13 protein-coding genes and 1 pseudogene are annotated in these 16741 nt (G+C 42.1%); all 14 read left to right on the forward strand.

Annotated elements, in window-relative coordinates:
• Nucleotides 1-57: 57 nt before the first annotated feature.
• Nucleotides 58-1398 carry a LysM peptidoglycan-binding domain-containing protein gene (locus ACEE75_RS00830; protein ID WP_449164899.1) on the forward strand — a complete coding sequence of 447 codons (1341 nt, stop codon included), beginning with the start codon at nucleotides 58-60 and terminating at the stop codon, nucleotides 1396-1398.
• A gap of 162 nt (nucleotides 1399-1560) precedes the next feature.
• Nucleotides 1561-2823: a phosphoribosylamine--glycine ligase gene (purD, locus tag ACEE75_RS00835; protein WP_449164900.1), complete on the forward strand. Its 1263-nt coding sequence runs from the start codon at nucleotides 1561-1563 to the stop codon at nucleotides 2821-2823.
• Between the two features lie 25 nt (nucleotides 2824-2848).
• Entirely contained in the window at nucleotides 2849-3337 is a 489-nt protein-coding gene (gene purE / locus ACEE75_RS00840) for a 5-(carboxyamino)imidazole ribonucleotide mutase (RefSeq protein WP_449164901.1), read from the forward strand.
• Nucleotides 3324-4391 carry a 5-(carboxyamino)imidazole ribonucleotide synthase gene (purK, locus tag ACEE75_RS00845; RefSeq protein ID WP_449164902.1) on the forward strand — a complete coding sequence of 356 codons (1068 nt, stop codon included), beginning with the start codon at nucleotides 3324-3326 and terminating at the stop codon, nucleotides 4389-4391. The genes purE and purK overlap by 14 nt, the downstream gene beginning before the upstream one ends.
• A gap of 30 nt (nucleotides 4392-4421) precedes the next feature.
• Entirely contained in the window at nucleotides 4422-4646 is a 225-nt protein-coding gene (locus ACEE75_RS00850) for a phosphoribosylaminoimidazole carboxylase (protein WP_449164903.1), read from the forward strand.
• 72 nt (nucleotides 4647-4718) lie between these two features.
• A pseudogene (locus ACEE75_RS00855) lies at nucleotides 4719-5097 on the forward strand (SRPBCC family protein).
• A gap of 248 nt (nucleotides 5098-5345) precedes the next feature.
• The gene (purB, locus tag ACEE75_RS00860) at nucleotides 5346-6644 is read left to right on the forward strand and encodes an adenylosuccinate lyase (RefSeq protein ID WP_449164904.1); all 1299 of its coding nucleotides are present in this window, start codon (nucleotides 5346-5348) and stop codon (nucleotides 6642-6644) included.
• 216 nt (nucleotides 6645-6860) lie between these two features.
• The gene (gene ruvB / locus ACEE75_RS00865) at nucleotides 6861-7868 is read left to right on the forward strand and encodes a Holliday junction branch migration DNA helicase RuvB (protein WP_447575572.1); all 1008 of its coding nucleotides are present in this window, start codon (nucleotides 6861-6863) and stop codon (nucleotides 7866-7868) included.
• A gap of 103 nt (nucleotides 7869-7971) precedes the next feature.
• A complete protein-coding gene (locus tag ACEE75_RS00870) occupies nucleotides 7972-8400 on the forward strand; it encodes a low molecular weight protein-tyrosine-phosphatase (protein ID WP_427895117.1) in 429 nt (142 codons plus the stop codon).
• A 9-nt stretch (nucleotides 8401-8409) separates the two neighbouring features.
• Nucleotides 8410-8817 carry a hypothetical protein gene (locus ACEE75_RS00875; protein ID WP_427895115.1) on the forward strand — a complete coding sequence of 136 codons (408 nt, stop codon included), beginning with the start codon at nucleotides 8410-8412 and terminating at the stop codon, nucleotides 8815-8817.
• Nucleotides 8814-10616: an acyltransferase family protein gene (locus tag ACEE75_RS00880; protein WP_447575571.1), complete on the forward strand. Its 1803-nt coding sequence runs from the start codon at nucleotides 8814-8816 to the stop codon at nucleotides 10614-10616. The genes ACEE75_RS00875 and ACEE75_RS00880 overlap by 4 nt, the downstream gene beginning before the upstream one ends.
• Nucleotides 10617-10825: 209 nt before the next feature.
• A complete protein-coding gene (gene adhE, locus ACEE75_RS00885) occupies nucleotides 10826-13474 on the forward strand; it encodes a bifunctional acetaldehyde-CoA/alcohol dehydrogenase (protein ID WP_447575570.1) in 2649 nt (882 codons plus the stop codon).
• 337 nt (nucleotides 13475-13811) lie between these two features.
• Nucleotides 13812-15104, forward strand: a complete 1293-nt coding sequence (locus ACEE75_RS00890; protein WP_447575569.1) for a uracil-xanthine permease family protein — start codon at nucleotides 13812-13814, stop codon at nucleotides 15102-15104.
• Between the two features lie 142 nt (nucleotides 15105-15246).
• Nucleotides 15247-16734 carry a threonine synthase gene (thrC, locus tag ACEE75_RS00895; RefSeq protein WP_447575568.1) on the forward strand — a complete coding sequence of 496 codons (1488 nt, stop codon included), beginning with the start codon at nucleotides 15247-15249 and terminating at the stop codon, nucleotides 16732-16734.
• Nucleotides 16735-16741: the final 7 nt, after the last annotated feature.

A 16741-nucleotide genomic window follows, 5' to 3' on the forward strand; every position in this document is an offset into this window, starting at 1 on the left:
TTTTACTCAAAATTTATGTTAAGATATTTTCTATCGAGAGAACGAAAGGGAAGAAAAATGTTTATTAATAAAAAAATTGTCCTTGCTTCAACACTGACGTTATCACTATTTGCAGCTAGTCATGCTAAAGCTGATGAGCAAGATGGCATCTGGACAGCGCGTACTGTAGAAGAAGTTAAAGCAAATCTGATTGAAGAAAATAATAGTGTGACCTACACGATTCAATACGGGGATACTCTGAGTAGCATTGCTGAGGCGATGGAGATTGATTTAGCGGTTCTCGCACAAATTAATCAGATTGCCAATGTGGATCTCATTTTTCCAAATACTGTCTTAAAAACGGTTTATGATCAAAATCATCAAGCCACTTCTGTTGAAATTTCAGTTCCAACAGAAAATCCACTGCAAAATGAAGTGGTTGCCACTGCTGATTTAGCTAGTCAACAAGTAGTGATGCAAGATCAAGTTGTTGATTTAAAACCAATATCAGAAGCAGTTTCAGAGCAAGCAGTCGCTTCATCTGCACCAGCGACCACAGCACTTGCAAATTCTGAGCAGGTTTCTTCCGAAGAATCAGCTTCTGTTAACTCTGATAGCAGTACAGTTGCTAGCTTGACAGCTGATATTGTCAATCAAACTCCAGCTAGCGAATATGTCGCCAGCTCAGAGATTGCTCCTGCTTCTATTACGGCTAGTTCTGAGGCAGTAACTTCAGAAGAAGTAGCTTCTGTTACCTCAGACAGTAGTACGGTTGCTAGCTTGACAGCCGATATTGTCAATCAAACTCCTGTTAGTGAATATGTCGCTAGCTCAGAGGTTGCTCCCGCTTCTCCTACGGCTAGTTCTGAGGCAGTAACTTCCGAAGAAGCAACTTCTGTTAATTCAGACAGTAGTACGGTTGCTAGCTTGACAGCTGATATTGTCAATCAAACTCCTGCTAGTGAATATGTCGCTAGCTCAGAGGTTGTGCATTCAGAAGCTCAACCAGTATCAGAAGTTACAACTGTTACAAGTGAGGCGGCAACGCCTAGTCAAACTAATGTTGCGGTCAATAGTACTGGTCTTCAACCTGTGGCAGCTAGCTTCCAACAAGCTGTGGCTAATCAATTTGGAATCAGTGATATCGGGGGCTACCGTGCAGGAGATCCTCAAGATCACGGACAAGGTCTTGCTGTTGATGTCATGGTACCAGTAGGGTCAGATTTAGGCGATCAAGTAGCTCAATACGCTATTGATAATATGGCTTCTGCCAATATTTCTTATATTATTTGGGAGCAACAATTTTATGCCCCAGTGAACAATATCTATGGTCCAGCTAACACTTGGAATCTCATGCCAGATCGTGGCAGTGTGACAGAAAATCACTATGATCACGTTCACATTTCTTTTAATGGGTAATCTATTATTTTTAGAAAATCAGCCAGCGTAAGCCTTGGTTGATTTTTTGTTATGAACCGAACTCTTTTATCAATTCTCCTTATAACTACCAGATTTTATTGGAAATAGACGATTGTTTTTGGTATAATCGGTATATAAAATTCGTGAAATGAGGTTTCATCTGTGAAGTTACTTGTTGTGGGGTCTGGCGGTCGTGAGCATGCGATCGCAAAGAAATTATTAGAATCTGACAGTGTCGAGCAGGTTTTTGTCGCTCCTGGAAATGATGGTATGGCCTTGGATGGTCTGGATTTGGTTGATATCGGAATTTCCGAACATTCTAAATTGATTGCCTTTGCCAAAGAAAATGACATTTCTTGGACCTTTATTGGTCCAGATGATGCCTTAGCAGCAGGTATTGTCGATGATTTTGAACAGGTAGGACTAAAAGCCTTTGGTCCTAAAAAATTAGCCGCAGAGCTGGAATGGTCAAAAGACTTTGCCAAGGAAATCATGGTCAAGTACGACGTTCCAACTGCAGCCTATGGCACATTTTCAGATTTCGAAGAAGCTAAAGCCTATATCGAAAAGCAAGGCGCACCAATTGTGGTGAAGGCAGATGGCTTAGCGCTAGGAAAAGGTGTAGTGGTTGCAGAAACTGTTGAGCAAGCAGTCGATGCGGCGCGTGATATGCTTTTAGACAATAAGTTCGGTGACTCAGGTGCGCGTGTGGTCATTGAGGAGTTCTTGGCAGGTGAGGAGTTCTCTCTCTTTGCCTTTGTCAACGGTGATAAGTTCTACATTATGCCGACTGCCCAAGATCACAAACGTGCCTTTGACGGGGATAAGGGACCAAACACAGGTGGTATGGGGGCTTATGCGCCAGTTCCTCATCTTCCTCAAAGTGTGGTGGACACGGCAGTTGACACCATCATCAAGCCTGTTCTTAATGGGATGATAGCAGAAGGTCGTCCATATCTTGGGATTCTCTATGCAGGCTTGATTTTGACGGAGCAAGGGCCTAAGGTTATCGAGTTTAACGCTCGCTTTGGGGATCCTGAAACCCAAATTATCTTGCCTCGTTTGACATCAGACTTTGCCCAAAATATCACTGATATTTTAGAAGGTAGAGAGCCACAGATTACTTGGCTAGACGGCGGCGTGACGCTGGGGGTAGTTGTGGCATCAAATGGCTACCCTCTGGATTATGAAAAAGGTGTGACCTTGCCGTCTAAGACCGAGGGTGATATCATCACTTACTATGCAGGGGCTCGTTTTGCGGAAAATAGCAGAGCACTGCTATCAAACGGCGGTCGGGTTTATATGCTAGTCACCACAGCAGACACCGTCCAAGAAGCCCAGGAAAAAATTTACCTTGAGCTGAAAAATCAGGATACGACAGGACTCTTTTATCGGACAGATATTGGAAGTAAGGCCGTAAAATAAGGGATACAGAAAAGGAAAGACAAGTATGAACATTCCAATTTCCATCATCATGGGGTCTAGTTCCGACTGGAAAACCATGAAAAAAGCAGCAGATGTGCTGGACAAATTTGGCGTAGCCTATGAAAAGAAAGTGGTCTCTGCCCACCGCACACCAGACCTCATGTTCCGTCATGCCGAAGAGGCGCGTGGTCGTGGCATCAAGGTCATCATCGCAGGAGCGGGTGGTGCAGCACATTTGCCAGGTATGGTAGCAGCCAAGACCACCCTGCCTGTCATCGGTGTTCCTGTCCAGTCCCGTGCCCTTAGCGGAGTGGATTCGCTCTACTCTATCGTGCAGATGCCGGGTGGTGTGCCTGTTGCGACCATGGCGATCGGCGAAGCAGGTGCCACCAACGCAGCCCTGACAGCTCTTCGCATTCTCTCCATTGAAGATCAAACCATTGCGGCTCAGCTGGCAGGTTTTGCCAAGGAACAGGAAAAAATTGCGGAGGCGATGACAGATGACCTCATCTAAAACAATCGGAATTATCGGTGGCGGTCAGCTGGGTCAGATGATGGCTATTTCCGCCATTTACATGGGCCATAAGGTGATCACACTGGATCCCGCGGCGGATTGCCCAGCCTCCAAGGTCAGCGAGGTCATCGTCGCTCCCTATCACGATGTGGCGGCCCTCAAACAGTTGGCGGATCGGTGCGATGTCCTGACCTACGAGTTTGAAAATGTCGATGCCGACGGACTGGACGCGGTCATCAAGGACGGCCAGCTCCCCCAGGGGACAGACCTCCTCCGCATTTCCCAGAACCGTATTTTTGAGAAGGATTTTTTGGCAAAAAAAGCTGGCGTGCAAGTCGCCCCCTACAAAGTCGTCACTTCTAGCCTAGACCTAGAAGGACTGGACCTCAGCAAAAACTATGTCTTAAAGACAGCGACTGGGGGCTATGACGGACATGGGCAGAAGGTTATTCGAGAAGAGGCGGACTTGGTAGAGGCTAGTCAGTTAGCTAACTCTGCTGAGTGTGTTTTGGAAGAGTTTGTGAATTTCGACCTGGAAATCTCCGTCCTTGTGTCTGGCAATGGCTCTGACTACACCGTCTTTCCTGTACAGGAAAATATCCACCGAAATAATATTCTTTACAAAACTATCGTGCCTGCCCGTATTTCAGATGAACTTGCTGAAAAAGCCAAAACTATGGCTCTGCAAATTGCTGACAAGCTCCATTTAGCAGGCACCCTCTGCGTTGAAATGTTTGTGGCAGGGCAGGATATTCTGGTTAACGAAATCGCCCCTCGCCCACATAATTCGGGACACTATTCGATTGAAGCCTGTGATTTTTCACAGTTTGATACCCATATCCGAGGCATTCTAGGACAGCCTCTACCTCCTATCCGCCTGCTTTCTCCAGCCGTTATGATCAACGTCCTAGGACAAGACATGGAAGCAGCTCAAACCTTTCTTCAAGAAAACCCTACCGCCCACCCCCACTTTTATGGTAAACTAGAAGCGAAGCACAATCGCAAAATGGGACATGTGACGGTGTTGACAGAGGATACTGAGGTAGAGATGTAGGGAGCGGAAAGTTATAAAGGGGGGATTTCTGTGATTAAAATTATTGTTCATGCCTTTGTTGAAAGTCATAAAACTGGCGTGGTTGAAGTTGTTTTTGCTTCTAAAAATGAGCAGTCTATTTCTGAAAAGATGGCAGAGTTACAGATACAGTATCCCAATGATTATCTTGCTATTTATGACTTGCCATTAGATAGGGATCTTTCCAAAATGGGACATTATCCATCTGTTGCAATAGGTAAAGAGGAGTTTGAGTGAGGATATAATATTTTTAGGGATCTATGCCATATTTATGCCAATCTAGTGGTTAAATGAACTAGGAGTAAATTTATGGTAAAACATAATATGAAAGTAACTTTTTTTCATCCCATTGATAAGGTATGGGAAATTGTAATAGACTTATCGAATTAAACTTGAAGAAGTCATTTTGGGCAATTTGAAAAGTAGAGATGATAGCCAATTTATTGAATACTACCAGAACGGTATTCAGACAAATTTTAAGGTGACCAAAGTCGATTTGTACAAGCTCTGGGAACTTAAGTTTGAAAATAAAAATCTCCAAGGCACTTGGCTAGGACAGTTTGATTATCATGATGGGCAAACTGTCCTAGATTTTACAGAAAATGTCACTGTTAAAAATGTTATCTTGACACCATTTGTCTGGCTTTATCTAAGAAAGCAACAAAAGCAGTATTTCCGAGATTTATAAAAAGAACTGCAAGTAAAATAGAATAGAGAACCGAAAAGAAAGAGCATCGTATTCTCTGAACTGAATACAGGCTACGGACTTCCTTAAGCAATAAAATTATAAAATAAATGGAAAGGAGAGAGGGCAGATTCGAGTATTTGAACTCGGGCTAGAAGCGTCGGAAAAAAGATAAACTGTCTTGTGCGCTAGCACACAGCGTCAGTTTCCTATTTTTCTCTCGTTTTCTTAGCGCCCTCTGTATCATACATATGATCGAACGTTATTCCCGTCCTGAGATGGCGGCTATTTGGAGTGAAGAGAACAAGTACAAGGCTTGGTTGGAGGTGGAAATCCTCGCAGATGAGGCTTGGGCTGAGTTGGGTGAGATTCCCAAGGAAGATGTGGCCTTGATTCGTGAGAAGGCAACTTTTGACATCGACCGCATTTTAGAGATTGAAGAGGAAACTCGTCACGATGTGGTGGCTTTCACGCGTGCGGTTTCGGAAAGTCTTGGCGAGGAACGCAAGTGGGTCCACTACGGTCTGACTTCGACCGATGTGGTGGATACGGCTTACGGCTACCTCTACAAGCAGGCCAACGACATTATCCGTCGCGACCTTGAAAACTTTACCAATATCATCGCTGACAAGGCGCGTGAGCACAAGTACACCATCATGATGGGGCGGACCCACGGTGTTCATGCGGAGCCAACGACCTTCGGTCTGAAACTGGCGACTTGGTATAGCGAAATGAAACGCAACATGGAGCGTTTTGATGTGGCGGCCAAGGGAGTTGAAGCTGGTAAAATCTCAGGTGCGGTTGGAAACTTTGCTAACATTCCTCCATTTGTGGAAGAGTATGTTTGTGGTAAATTGGGTATTCGTCCGCAGGAAATTTCGACTCAGGTCCTTCCTCGTGACCTTCATGCAGAATATTTCTCAGCCCTAGCCTTGATTGCAACGTCTATCGAGCGTATGGCGACAGAGATCCGTGGGTTACAGAAATCTGAACAACGTGAAGTTGAAGAGTTCTTTGCTAAAGGGCAAAAGGGCAGCTCTGCTATGCCCCATAAACGCAACCCTATCGGCTCTGAAAATATGACCGGTCTGGCTCGCGTGGTGCGTGGTCACTTGGTGACGGCTTTTGAAAATGTGGCGCTTTGGCACGAACGCGATATTTCCCACTCGTCAGCGGAGCGTATCATTACACCTGACACGACTATTCTTATCAACTATATGCTTAATCGTTTTGGCAATATCGTCAAGAACTTGACGGTCTTCCCTGAAAATATGAAACGCAATATGGAGTCAACTTTTGGTTTGATTTACAGCCAGCGTGTGATGCTCAGCTTGATTGAAAAAGGCATGACCCGTGAGGAAGCCTACGACTTGGTGCAACCCAAAACGGCGCAATCATGGGACAATCAAGTGGACTTTAAACCTCTACTTGAAGCAGATGAGCGTGTGACAGCTAAACTCAGCCAGGAAGAAATCGATGAACTCTTCAACCCAGACTACTATGCTAAACGTGTAGATGAAGTCTTTGAACGTATCGGATTAGGTGAGTAATAACAATTTATCAATAATTTGAGAGCTTAAGGAAAGTTTAAGGTTGAAGGCTTATACTACTTTTATCCTAAAACTTCTACTGAACACTTGTTCAGTAGTATCAGCTAGATTTAGCTGATATTCTTTTCATAAATCTCCTGAAAGGGTCCTGTCTGACAGGGCTCTTTCTTTTTGCTCAACTTTTCATCGTTAGAGAATTTATGGTAAAATAGGTCTATGACAAGAATTTTAGATAACGATATGATGGGGGACGAGGAGTATGCAGAGCGTACCCTCCGTCCTCAATATTTAAAAGAATATATTGGGCAGGATAAGGTCAAAAACCAGCTGAAGATTTTTATTGAAGCGGCTAAGTTGCGTGATGAAGCGATGGATCATGTCCTTCTTTTTGGACCACCAGGACTTGGTAAAACCACGATGGCTTTTGTGATTGCCAATGAACTCGGAGTGAATCTGAAACAGACAACAGGTCCAAGTATCGAAAAAGCAGGGGACTTGGTGGCTATTTTAAATGATCTAGAGGCAGGAGATGTCCTTTTTATTGATGAGATTCACCGTATGCCAATGGCAGTAGAAGAGGTGCTCTATAGCGCTATGGAGGACTTCTATATTGATATTATGATTGGAGCAGGAGAAGCCAGCCGTAGTGTGCATCTAGAGTTACCCCCTTTTACGCTAATTGGGGCAACGACGCGGGCAGGGATGCTGTCTAATCCTTTGCGTGCTCGTTTTGGAATTACAGGGCATATGGAATATTATGAGCTGAATGATTTGACAGAGATTGTTGAGCGAACAGCTGATATTTTTGAAATGGATATTGTGCATCAAGCAGCAAAATCACTCGCCATGCGAAGTCGTGGGACACCCCGTATTGCCAATCGTCTGCTCAAGCGTGTTCGAGACTATGCTCAGATTATGGGAGATGGTCATATTGATGAAAAGATGACAGATGATGCCCTCACCATGCTTGATGTTGATAGAGAAGGGCTTGATTATGTAGATCAAAAGATTCTAAGAACCATGATTGAGCTTTATGGTGGAGGGCCAGTTGGTCTTGGAACTCTCTCTGTCAATATTGCTGAGGAGAGAGAGACGGTTGAGGATATGTATGAGCCTTATCTGATTCAAAAAGGATTTTTGATGCGGACACGAACAGGTCGAGTGGCAACAGAGAAAGCTTACGATCATTTGGGATATGACTATTCTTTGGCGAAAAAATCATAGATTAAGGTGGAGTGACCCTTTATTTTAAGGGGATTTTCTCACTCCCTTTTTTATTTTCCTTAATTTAGGTATAATAGTAACAATAGAGTAAAGGAGATATCCTATGAAAGTCTGTTTTGTCTGTTTGGGTAATATCTGTCGCAGTCCAATGGCGGAGTTTGTGATGAAAGATATTGCAAAAGGTACAGATTGGCAAGTTGAAAGTCGAGCAACATCTAGTTGGGAACATGGAAATCCTATTCATAGAGGAACTCAGGCAATTTTAAATAACTATCATATTGCTTATGATCACACAAAAGGCTCACAAGAGATTAGTCTGGATGATTTGAAGACATTTGATTTAATTTTAGGGATGGATGAGCAAAACGTTGCAGATCTGTTAAGCTTATCAGCGGGTGAGTTTGATCATAAGATTCACCTTTTTGGTGAGGTTGGTGTACCTGATCCCTATTATACAGGTGATTTTGAAGAAACCTATGCCCTAGTCACAAAAGGGTGTCAGGCTTGGTTTGAAAAAGCAAATGGAGATTAGAGGATAAGTATGAAGAAGGAAAAACGAGCTAGGTTGAAACTAACTCCAGAAATATTACGGCAGAGGCTGGAGTTTTTAACTTTAATTGTCATTTTTGCGTGTTCCTTGTCGGTTTTGGTTTTGAATTTTCAAACAAAAACAAGCTTGGTCTTAGATGAGGGGAATATCAAATATACAGGATATGTTGTCAACCATCGCATGAATGGTCAAGGAAAACTGACTTATAAAAATGGAGATGTTTACGAAGGGAACTTTGTAAATGGCACCTTCAGTGGCCAAGGGAAGTTTATCGCTAAGGCTGGGTGGACTTATGAGGGGCATTTTAAGAATGGTCAGGCCGATGGTCAAGGAACATTGATAACAGAGACCAAGGCTGTCTATAAGGGAACATTTAAACAGGGGATTTATCAAAAATGAGAATAAAATGGTTTTCTTTTGTACGTATTACAGGGCTACTGCTGGTCTTGTTATACCATTTTTTTAAAAAGCAGTTCCCAGGTGGCTTTATTGGAGTAGATATCTTTTTTACTTTTTCTGGCTATCTGATCACAGCTTTATTATTGGATGAATATAGTAGAAATCACAAAATTGATATCATTGGTTTTTTTAGAAGGCGATTTTATCGAATTGTTCCTCCCATGGTGCTCATGGTCCTGATTACCTTGCCTTTTACGCTTCTTATCAAGACTGATTTTAGAGCAGGTATTGGTAACCAAATTGCAGCAACATTTGGTTTCATGACCAATGTTTATGAGATTATGACAGGTGGGAACTACGAGGCGCAATTTGTCCCGCATCTCTTTGTTCACACATGGAGTTTGGCCATTGAGGTTCATTTTTACATCGTTTGGGGACTCTTGCTTTGGTTTTTAGGAAAGAGAGTGAAAAATAGCAAGCAATACCGAGGTGTTGTATTTATGGTATCTAGTAGCTTGTTTTTAGCAGGATTTTTAGCGATGTTTATCTCGTCGTTTTTTGTCCATAATTTTTCAAGCATTTATTTTTCTACTTGGACACACAGTTTCCCATTCTTTCTTGGTAGTGTTTTTGCAACGATGACAGGGATACAAAATACGACCAAGCGTTTCAAAAAGAATGTTCGCTTATGGAAAACCTCAAGAGTTATCACTTATGTTTTGGGAAGTTTTGCGCTGTTATTCTTGCTAAGCTTGATTCTGGATTTTGACCATCTTTTTACTTATCTATTTGGTTTTGTTCTCTCAAGTTTGTTTGCCTCTGTCATGATTTATTCCTGCCGCGTCTTGAGTGATCAAACGAGCATTAAAGAACCAGCTTTTGTCACTTACTTAGCCGATACAAGTTATGGTGTTTATCTCTTTCATTGGCCGTTTTACGTGATTTTTTCACAAATGCTCTCTAACACGCAAGCCGTTATGGTTACGGTGCTGTTGTCCTATCTTTTTGCGACGCTTTCTTTTTATGTTTTAGAGCCATTGATTGCAGGCAAGTCTTCTCATTTGTTCCGATGGGACTTTGATCTCAGACCTTACAGCAAATGGATTTACACTAGCTTTGCAGCTCTCGGTGTTTTGATGCTCTTTTTAACGACTGTTTCTCCAAAAATGGGAGAATTTGAGACCAATCTCTTAGTGAGCTCACTTAACCAATCAAATGATCAAATGCGCCAGACGCGTAATTTAGCGGATAAGGAAAATATTGGTAAAACAGGTAGTCAAGTCTTGATTATTGGAGACTCTGTTGCCCTCAGCTCAAGCGGTGCTCTTAGCCAATACCTTCCAAATGCTCAGCAAGACTCTGCGGTGAGTCGTAATTTCGATTTGGCATTTGATATCTTTGAAAATCATATCAAAAATGAGACCCTTCCAGAAACAGTGGTAATCGCCGTTGGGGTTAATTCGGTTTATGATTATAAAGATGATACCCAGCAGTTCATCGATGCTTTACCTAAAGGGCACCACTTAGTCTTTGTGACCCCTTATAATGGTAAGGAAAATCAGGCGGCTGTTAAAGAAGCGCGTGATTATGAGTTGACATTAACCAAGAAGTACAACTATATCACGATAGCAGATTGGTATAAAGTAGCAGTTGATCATCCTGAAATTTGGCCTGGCACAGATGGCGTGCATTATAAAGATAACGGCTCAGATGATTCAGAAGGTGGCAAGCTTTATGCGCAAACCCTACAAGCTGCCTTGAAAAAAGCAGCAAAAGCTCCAGCAAAAGGTGAAAAATAACATCTCTTCTAGAGCTTTGAGCTAAAATGTTTTAAAATAAACGATTGAGACTAGGTACATCAACCTAGTCTCATTTTTTACCGTTAAAAATAGGAAAATTACAAAAATTTACATGAAAGGGTTTACAAATCTAATCCAGTAAGCTATAATAGAAAACGTAACAAATGTGAAAGATTTAACAAACTTGTTGAATCACTTTGGAGGAAAATATGGCTGATAAAACTGTAAGTAAAGAAGAAAAAGCACTTGAAGCACAAGCGCATGTCGATACTCTAGTGAAAAAAGGTCTTGTTGCCCTAGAGGAGATGCGAAAACTTAATCAAGAACAAGTAGATTATATCGTTGCAAAAGCCTCAGTGGCAGCCCTAGATGCTCATGGTGTTTTGGCTATGCATGCTTATGAGGAAACAGGTCGTGGTGTTTTCGAGGACAAGGCAACCAAAAACCTCTTTGCCTGCGAGCATGTGGTGAATAATATGCGCCATACTAAAACAGTTGGTGTCATCGAAGAAGATGATGTAACAGGATTAACATTGATTGCAGAGCCTGTAGGGGTTATCTGTGGGATTACACCAACTACTAACCCAACCTCAACGGCAATCTTTAAATCATTGATTTCTCTCAAAACACGTAACCCTATTGTCTTTGCCTTCCATCCATCAGCTCAAGAGTCATCAGCACATGCTGCTCGTATTGTGCGTGATGCGGCCATTGCTGCAGGAGCTCCTGAAAACTGTATCCAGTGGATTGAAAAACCTTCAATGGAAGCGACCGCGGCTTTGATGAACCATGATGGAATTGCTACGATTCTTGCTACAGGTGGTAATGCCATGGTACGCGCAGCTTACTCATGTGGTAAGCCAGCTCTTGGTGTGGGTGCAGGTAACGTTCCAGCCTATGTTGAAAAGTCTGCTAATGTTCGTCAAGCAGCTCATGATATTGTCATGTCTAAATCATTTGATAATGGAATGGTCTGTGCCTCAGAGCAAGCTGTAATTGTTGATAAAGAAATCTATGATGACTTTGTCAAAGAGTTTAAATCCTATCACACTTACTTTGTTAATAAAAAAGAAAAAGCTCTCCTAGAAGAATTTTGCTTTGGAGCTAAAGCCAATGGTAAAAATTGTGCAGAAGCTAAATTGAATCCAAACATCGTCGGAAAACCAGCGACTTGGATTGCAGAACAAGCAGGCTTCTCCGTTCCTGAAGGTACAAACATCCTAGCAGCAGAGTGTAAAGAAGTTGGTATCAATGAACCTTTGACACGCGAGAAATTATCACCAGTAATTGCTGTCTTGAAATCAGATTCTCGTGAAGATGGCCTTGAAAAAGCGCGTCTCATGGTTGAGTTTGATGGTTTAGGTCACTCTGCAGCTATCCATACAGAAGATGCAGCTTTAGCCAAAGAATTTGGAACTTTGGTTCGTGCCATTCGTGTGATTTGGAATTCACCATCTACCTTCGGTGGTATTGGTGATGTTTACAACTCATTCTTACCATCATTAACACTTGGTTGTGGTTCTTATGGCCGTAACTCTATCGGTGATAACGTGAGTGCGGTTAATCTCTTGAACATCAAAAAAGTAGGAAGACGTAGAAACAATATGCAGTGGTTTAAAGTTCCTTCAAAAACATACTTCGAACGTGATTCTATTCAATACCTCCAAAAATGTCGTGATGTTGAACGTGTCATGATTGTAACTGACCATGCCATGGTTGAGTTTGGTTTCTTGGATCGTATTTTGGAGCAACTTCACCTTCGTCGCAATAATGTAGTTTATCAAATCTTTGCAGATGTTGAGCCAGATCCAGACATCACAACGGTCTATAAAGGAACCGAGATGATGCGTACCTTTAAACCAGATACCATTATCGCACTAGGTGGTGGTTCACCAATGGATGCGGCTAAGGTTATGTGGCTCTTCTATGAGCAACCAGAAGTGGACTTCCATGACCTTGTTCAAAAATTCATGGATATCCGAAAACGCGCCTTCAAGTTCCCGGAACTTGGTAAGAAATCTAAGTTTATTGCTATTCCAACCACATCTGGTACGGGATCAGAAGTGACACCATTTGCTGTTATCTCTGATAAAGCAAATAATCGCAAATATCCAATTGCAGATTATTCATTGACACCAACCATTGCCATTGTGGATCCTGCCTTGGTTATGACCGTGCCAGCTCATGTCACAGCTGACACTGGTATGGATGTTTTGACCCACGCCACAGAAGCTTATGTGTCAACAGTAGCCAACGACTTTACAGATGGTCTTGCTCTTCAAGCCATTAAGCTTGTTTTTGAAAACCTAGAAAGTTCTGTTAAAAATGCAGATTTTGCATCACGCGAAAAAATGCATAACGCTTCAACGATTGCAGGTATGGCCTTTGCTAATGCCTTCCTAGGAATTTCACACTCAATGGCGCACAAAATCGGAGGACGTTTCCATACTGTTCACGGTCGTACTAACGCTATCTTATTACCATATGTTATCCGCTACAACGGAACACGTCCATCTAAGACAGCAACATGGCCTAAATACAACTACTACAAAGCAGATGAAAAATACCAAGATATTGCTCGTATGCTAGGTTTGCCATGTTCAACACCAGAAGAAGCTGTAGCAGCTTACGCACAAGCTGTCTATGACCTTGGTGAGCGTATTGGTATTGAGATGAATCTGAAAGCACAAGGTATTGATGAGAAAGAGTTGAAAGAACACTCTCGTGAATTAGCGCTTCTTGCTTACGAAGATCAGTGTACTCCAGCTAACCCACGTCTAGCTATGGTGGATCATATGCAAGAAATCATCGAAGATGCTTTCTATGGCTACAAAGAACGCCCAGGACGTCTAAAATAAGTTTATCAGCCAATGAGATTGAAACACACGATGTTTCAATCTCATTTTTTGATTTAGGGGCTTGTCAAGGATGGAGAAATTAGGTAAAATGGATAATTGAAATTAGGACTTTTAAGGTAGGACAGGGAGCCTACTAAGGGACTTCGAACAATAAACTACAAAACAGGAGCAGAAAATACTGAAATCTGTATTTATTTTGTGGTGTAACTTTATCGAAAATCAATCTACCCAAGTCTCATTTCATTATGGAGACTTATTTTTTTGTCAAAAATAAGTCCAATAGAAAAAACACCCTCCTATTTAGGGGCCATCCAAATAGGAGGAAAAAGGAGATAAAATGGCAGAGAAACGTTTATTATTTGATATTCATGAAAAGCCAGATACTGCAAAAGGCTTGTTACTGAGTGTACAGCACGTTTTTGCAATGTTTGGAGCGACAATCCTAGTTCCGATTTTATTAGGGATGTCTGTTTCGACAGCTTTACTGGCTTCAGGGATAGGGACATTGATCTATATGGTATCTACCAAGTTTAGTGTCCCAGTTTATCTAGGCTCTTCATTTGCCTACATTTCAGCGATGGCTTTTGCCAAGGAGCAGATGGGAGGAGATATCAGCGCAGGACAAACTGGTGTCATGATGGTCGGCTTACTCTATGTGGTCGTAGCCTTAGTGGTTTCAAAAATCGGAACAGCTTGGATTGACCGTCTTTTACCTCCAATTGTAATTGGGCCGATGATTATGGTAATCGGTTTAGGACTTGCCAATACAGCGGTAACATCAGCTGGTTTTGTAGAAGATGGGAACTGGAAAAATATGTTAGTTGCTGCCGTGAGCTTCATGATTGCGGTAACCATTCAAACACGTGGCCGTGGCTTTATGCGTGTCATCCCATTTTTGATTGCAATTGTAGGGGGTTATCTGGTAGCTGTTTGCTTGGGGATGGTAGATTTTACACCAGTTAAAGAAGCAGCATGGTTTGCTCTACCAGATATTAGCTTACCGTTTGCGACAGGGATTAAGAGTTTTAAAGAATACAACCTTTACTTTGGACCAGAAGCTTTTGCTATTTTACCAATTGCTATCGTGACAATTGCAGAACATATCGGAGATCACATGGTTTTAGGTGAAATTTGTGGTCGTAACTTCTTGAAAAAGCCAGGTTTAAATCGCACTTTGATTGGCGATGGGGTTGCAACAGCTGTATCTGCCTTTATCGGTGGTCCAGCCAATACTACTTACGGTGAAAATACAGGTGTTGTTGGTTTGACACGTATCGCTAGTGTTTCAGTGATCCGTAATGCCGCCTTTATTGCTATTGGGTTGAGTTTCTTTTCTAAGTTTACAGCTTTGATTTCAACCATTCCAAGTGCTGTTTTAGGAGGGATGTCTATTCTCCTTTATGGTGTTATTGCAAGTAATGGGTTGAAAGTTTTGATTAAGGCACGTGTTAACTTTATGGAGTCACGTAACTTGGTGATTGCCAGTGCCATGCTTGTTTTAGGTCTCGGCGGAGGTGTTTTAAAACTCGGTTCTGATCTTGTGATCTCAGGAACAGCCTTGGCTGCCTTGGTTGGTGTTCTCTTAAACCTTGTTTTGCCAGCGGCGTCCAATGATGAAATTGAAGAATAACCCTTTAAAAAGCTAGGATTTTACACCTAGCTTTTTTGAATAGGCTGAGAAAACTTTAGGATATTGCACCAAATCTGTATCAATTTTCTGACAATTATGGTATGATAAAAAGAAGACTATCTATAAATAATGAGGAACAATCATGACATTAGTATATCAATCAACCCGTGATGAAAATAATAAGGTAACTGCTAGTCAAGCTATTCTACAAGGTTTGGCAACAGATGGTGGACTCTTTACGCCGATCACAACCCCTCAAGTAGAGCTTAACTTTAACCAACTTAAAGACGCTTCTTATCAAGAAGTGGCAAAACTAGTCCTTTCAGCTTTCCTAGATGATTTTACAGCAGAAGAGTTGGACTACTGTATCACCAACGCTTATGATGATAAGTTTGATACGCCAGTCATTGCTCCTTTAGTCAAGTTGGGGAATCAGTACAACCTGGAGCTCTTTCATGGCTCAACCATTGCCTTTAAAGACATGGCTTTGTCTATCCTCCCTTATCTTTTGACAACATCTGCTAAAAAGCAGGGCGTGGACAATAAAATCGTCATCTTAACTGCGACATCAGGTGATACAGGTAAGGCTGCGATGGCAGGCTTTGCTGATGTTCCAAGAACTGAGATTATTGTCTTTTATCCAAAAGATGGTGTCTCAAAAATCCAAGAGTTGCAAATGACCACTCAAACTGGGGACAACACTCATGTTATTGCCATTGATGGAAACTTTGATGATGCACAGACCAATGTTAAGCACATGTTTAATGACGAAGCGCTTCGTGCCAAATTGCTAGATAAAGGTGCCCAGTTCTCATCAGCCAACTCGATGAACGTTGGTCGTCTTGTGCCACAAGTTGTGTATTATGTTTATGCTTATGCGCAGTTGTTAAAAACAGGTGCGATTGAAAACGGCGAACAGATTAACATTACCGTTCCAACAGGTAACTTTGGTAATATCTTAGCGGCTTATTATGCGCGTGAGATTGGTGTCCCAATTGGCAAGTTGATTTGTGCGTCAAACGAAAACAATGTTCTAACGGACTTCTTTAACACAGGAACTTATGATAAAAAACGTGACTTCAAGGTAACCACAAGCCCATCAATGGATATTCTTGTTTCGTCTAACCTTGAGCGTCTGATTTTCCATCTTCTTGGAAATGATGCTGCAAAAACAAAAGCCTTGATGACAGATTTGGTAGAAAAAGGTGAATACCGTCTAGACGATGTCGATACGGCTATTCTTGACTTGTTTGCTGCCGGATTTGCGACAGAAGCAGAAACAGAAGCAGAGATTAACCGTGTCTTCAAAGAAGCCAATTACATTGAAGATCCTCATACAGCGGTAGCGTCAGCAGTTTATCAAGCTTATGCAGAAAAAACAGGTGATCAAAGCAAGGTAGTGATTGCCTCAACAGCTAGCCCATACAAGTTTCCGAGAGTGGCTGTATCAGCTGTAACAGGAAAAGATAGTGGCGATGATTTCAAAGCTGTAGAAGAGTTACATGCCTTATCAGGTGTTGCTATTCCTAAGGCCGTGGATGGTCTTCAAACAGCACCGGTACGCCATACCACTGTTGTAGCCGCAGCAGACATGCAAGTAGCCGTTGAAACTTATCTAGGAGTTAAATAGAGTGGGG

Source organism: Streptococcus sp. 11273D007BT (assembly GCF_053547195.1).

Excerpts from the sequence above, each read along its gene's own strand:
- ACEE75_RS00890 (WP_447575569.1), top strand. The coding sequence starts at position 13,812 with ATGGCAGAGAAACGTTTATTATTTGATATTCATGAAAAGCCAGATACT.
- ACEE75_RS00875 (WP_427895115.1), top strand. The coding sequence starts at position 8,410 with ATGAAGAAGGAAAAACGAGCTAGGTTGAAACTAACTCCAGAAATATTA.
- thrC (WP_447575568.1), top strand. The coding sequence starts at position 15,247 with ATGACATTAGTATATCAATCAACCCGTGATGAAAATAATAAGGTAACT.
- purE (WP_449164901.1), top strand. The coding sequence starts at position 2,849 with ATGAACATTCCAATTTCCATCATCATGGGGTCTAGTTCCGACTGGAAA.
- purB (WP_449164904.1), top strand. The coding sequence starts at position 5,346 with ATGATCGAACGTTATTCCCGTCCTGAGATGGCGGCTATTTGGAGTGAA.
- ACEE75_RS00870 (WP_427895117.1), top strand. The coding sequence starts at position 7,972 with ATGAAAGTCTGTTTTGTCTGTTTGGGTAATATCTGTCGCAGTCCAATG.
- ACEE75_RS00880 (WP_447575571.1), top strand. The coding sequence starts at position 8,814 with ATGAGAATAAAATGGTTTTCTTTTGTACGTATTACAGGGCTACTGCTG.
- ACEE75_RS00830 (WP_449164899.1), top strand. The coding sequence starts at position 58 with ATGTTTATTAATAAAAAAATTGTCCTTGCTTCAACACTGACGTTATCA.
- ruvB (WP_447575572.1), top strand. The coding sequence starts at position 6,861 with ATGACAAGAATTTTAGATAACGATATGATGGGGGACGAGGAGTATGCA.
- adhE (WP_447575570.1), top strand. The coding sequence starts at position 10,826 with ATGGCTGATAAAACTGTAAGTAAAGAAGAAAAAGCACTTGAAGCACAA.
- purK (WP_449164902.1), top strand. The coding sequence starts at position 3,324 with ATGACCTCATCTAAAACAATCGGAATTATCGGTGGCGGTCAGCTGGGT.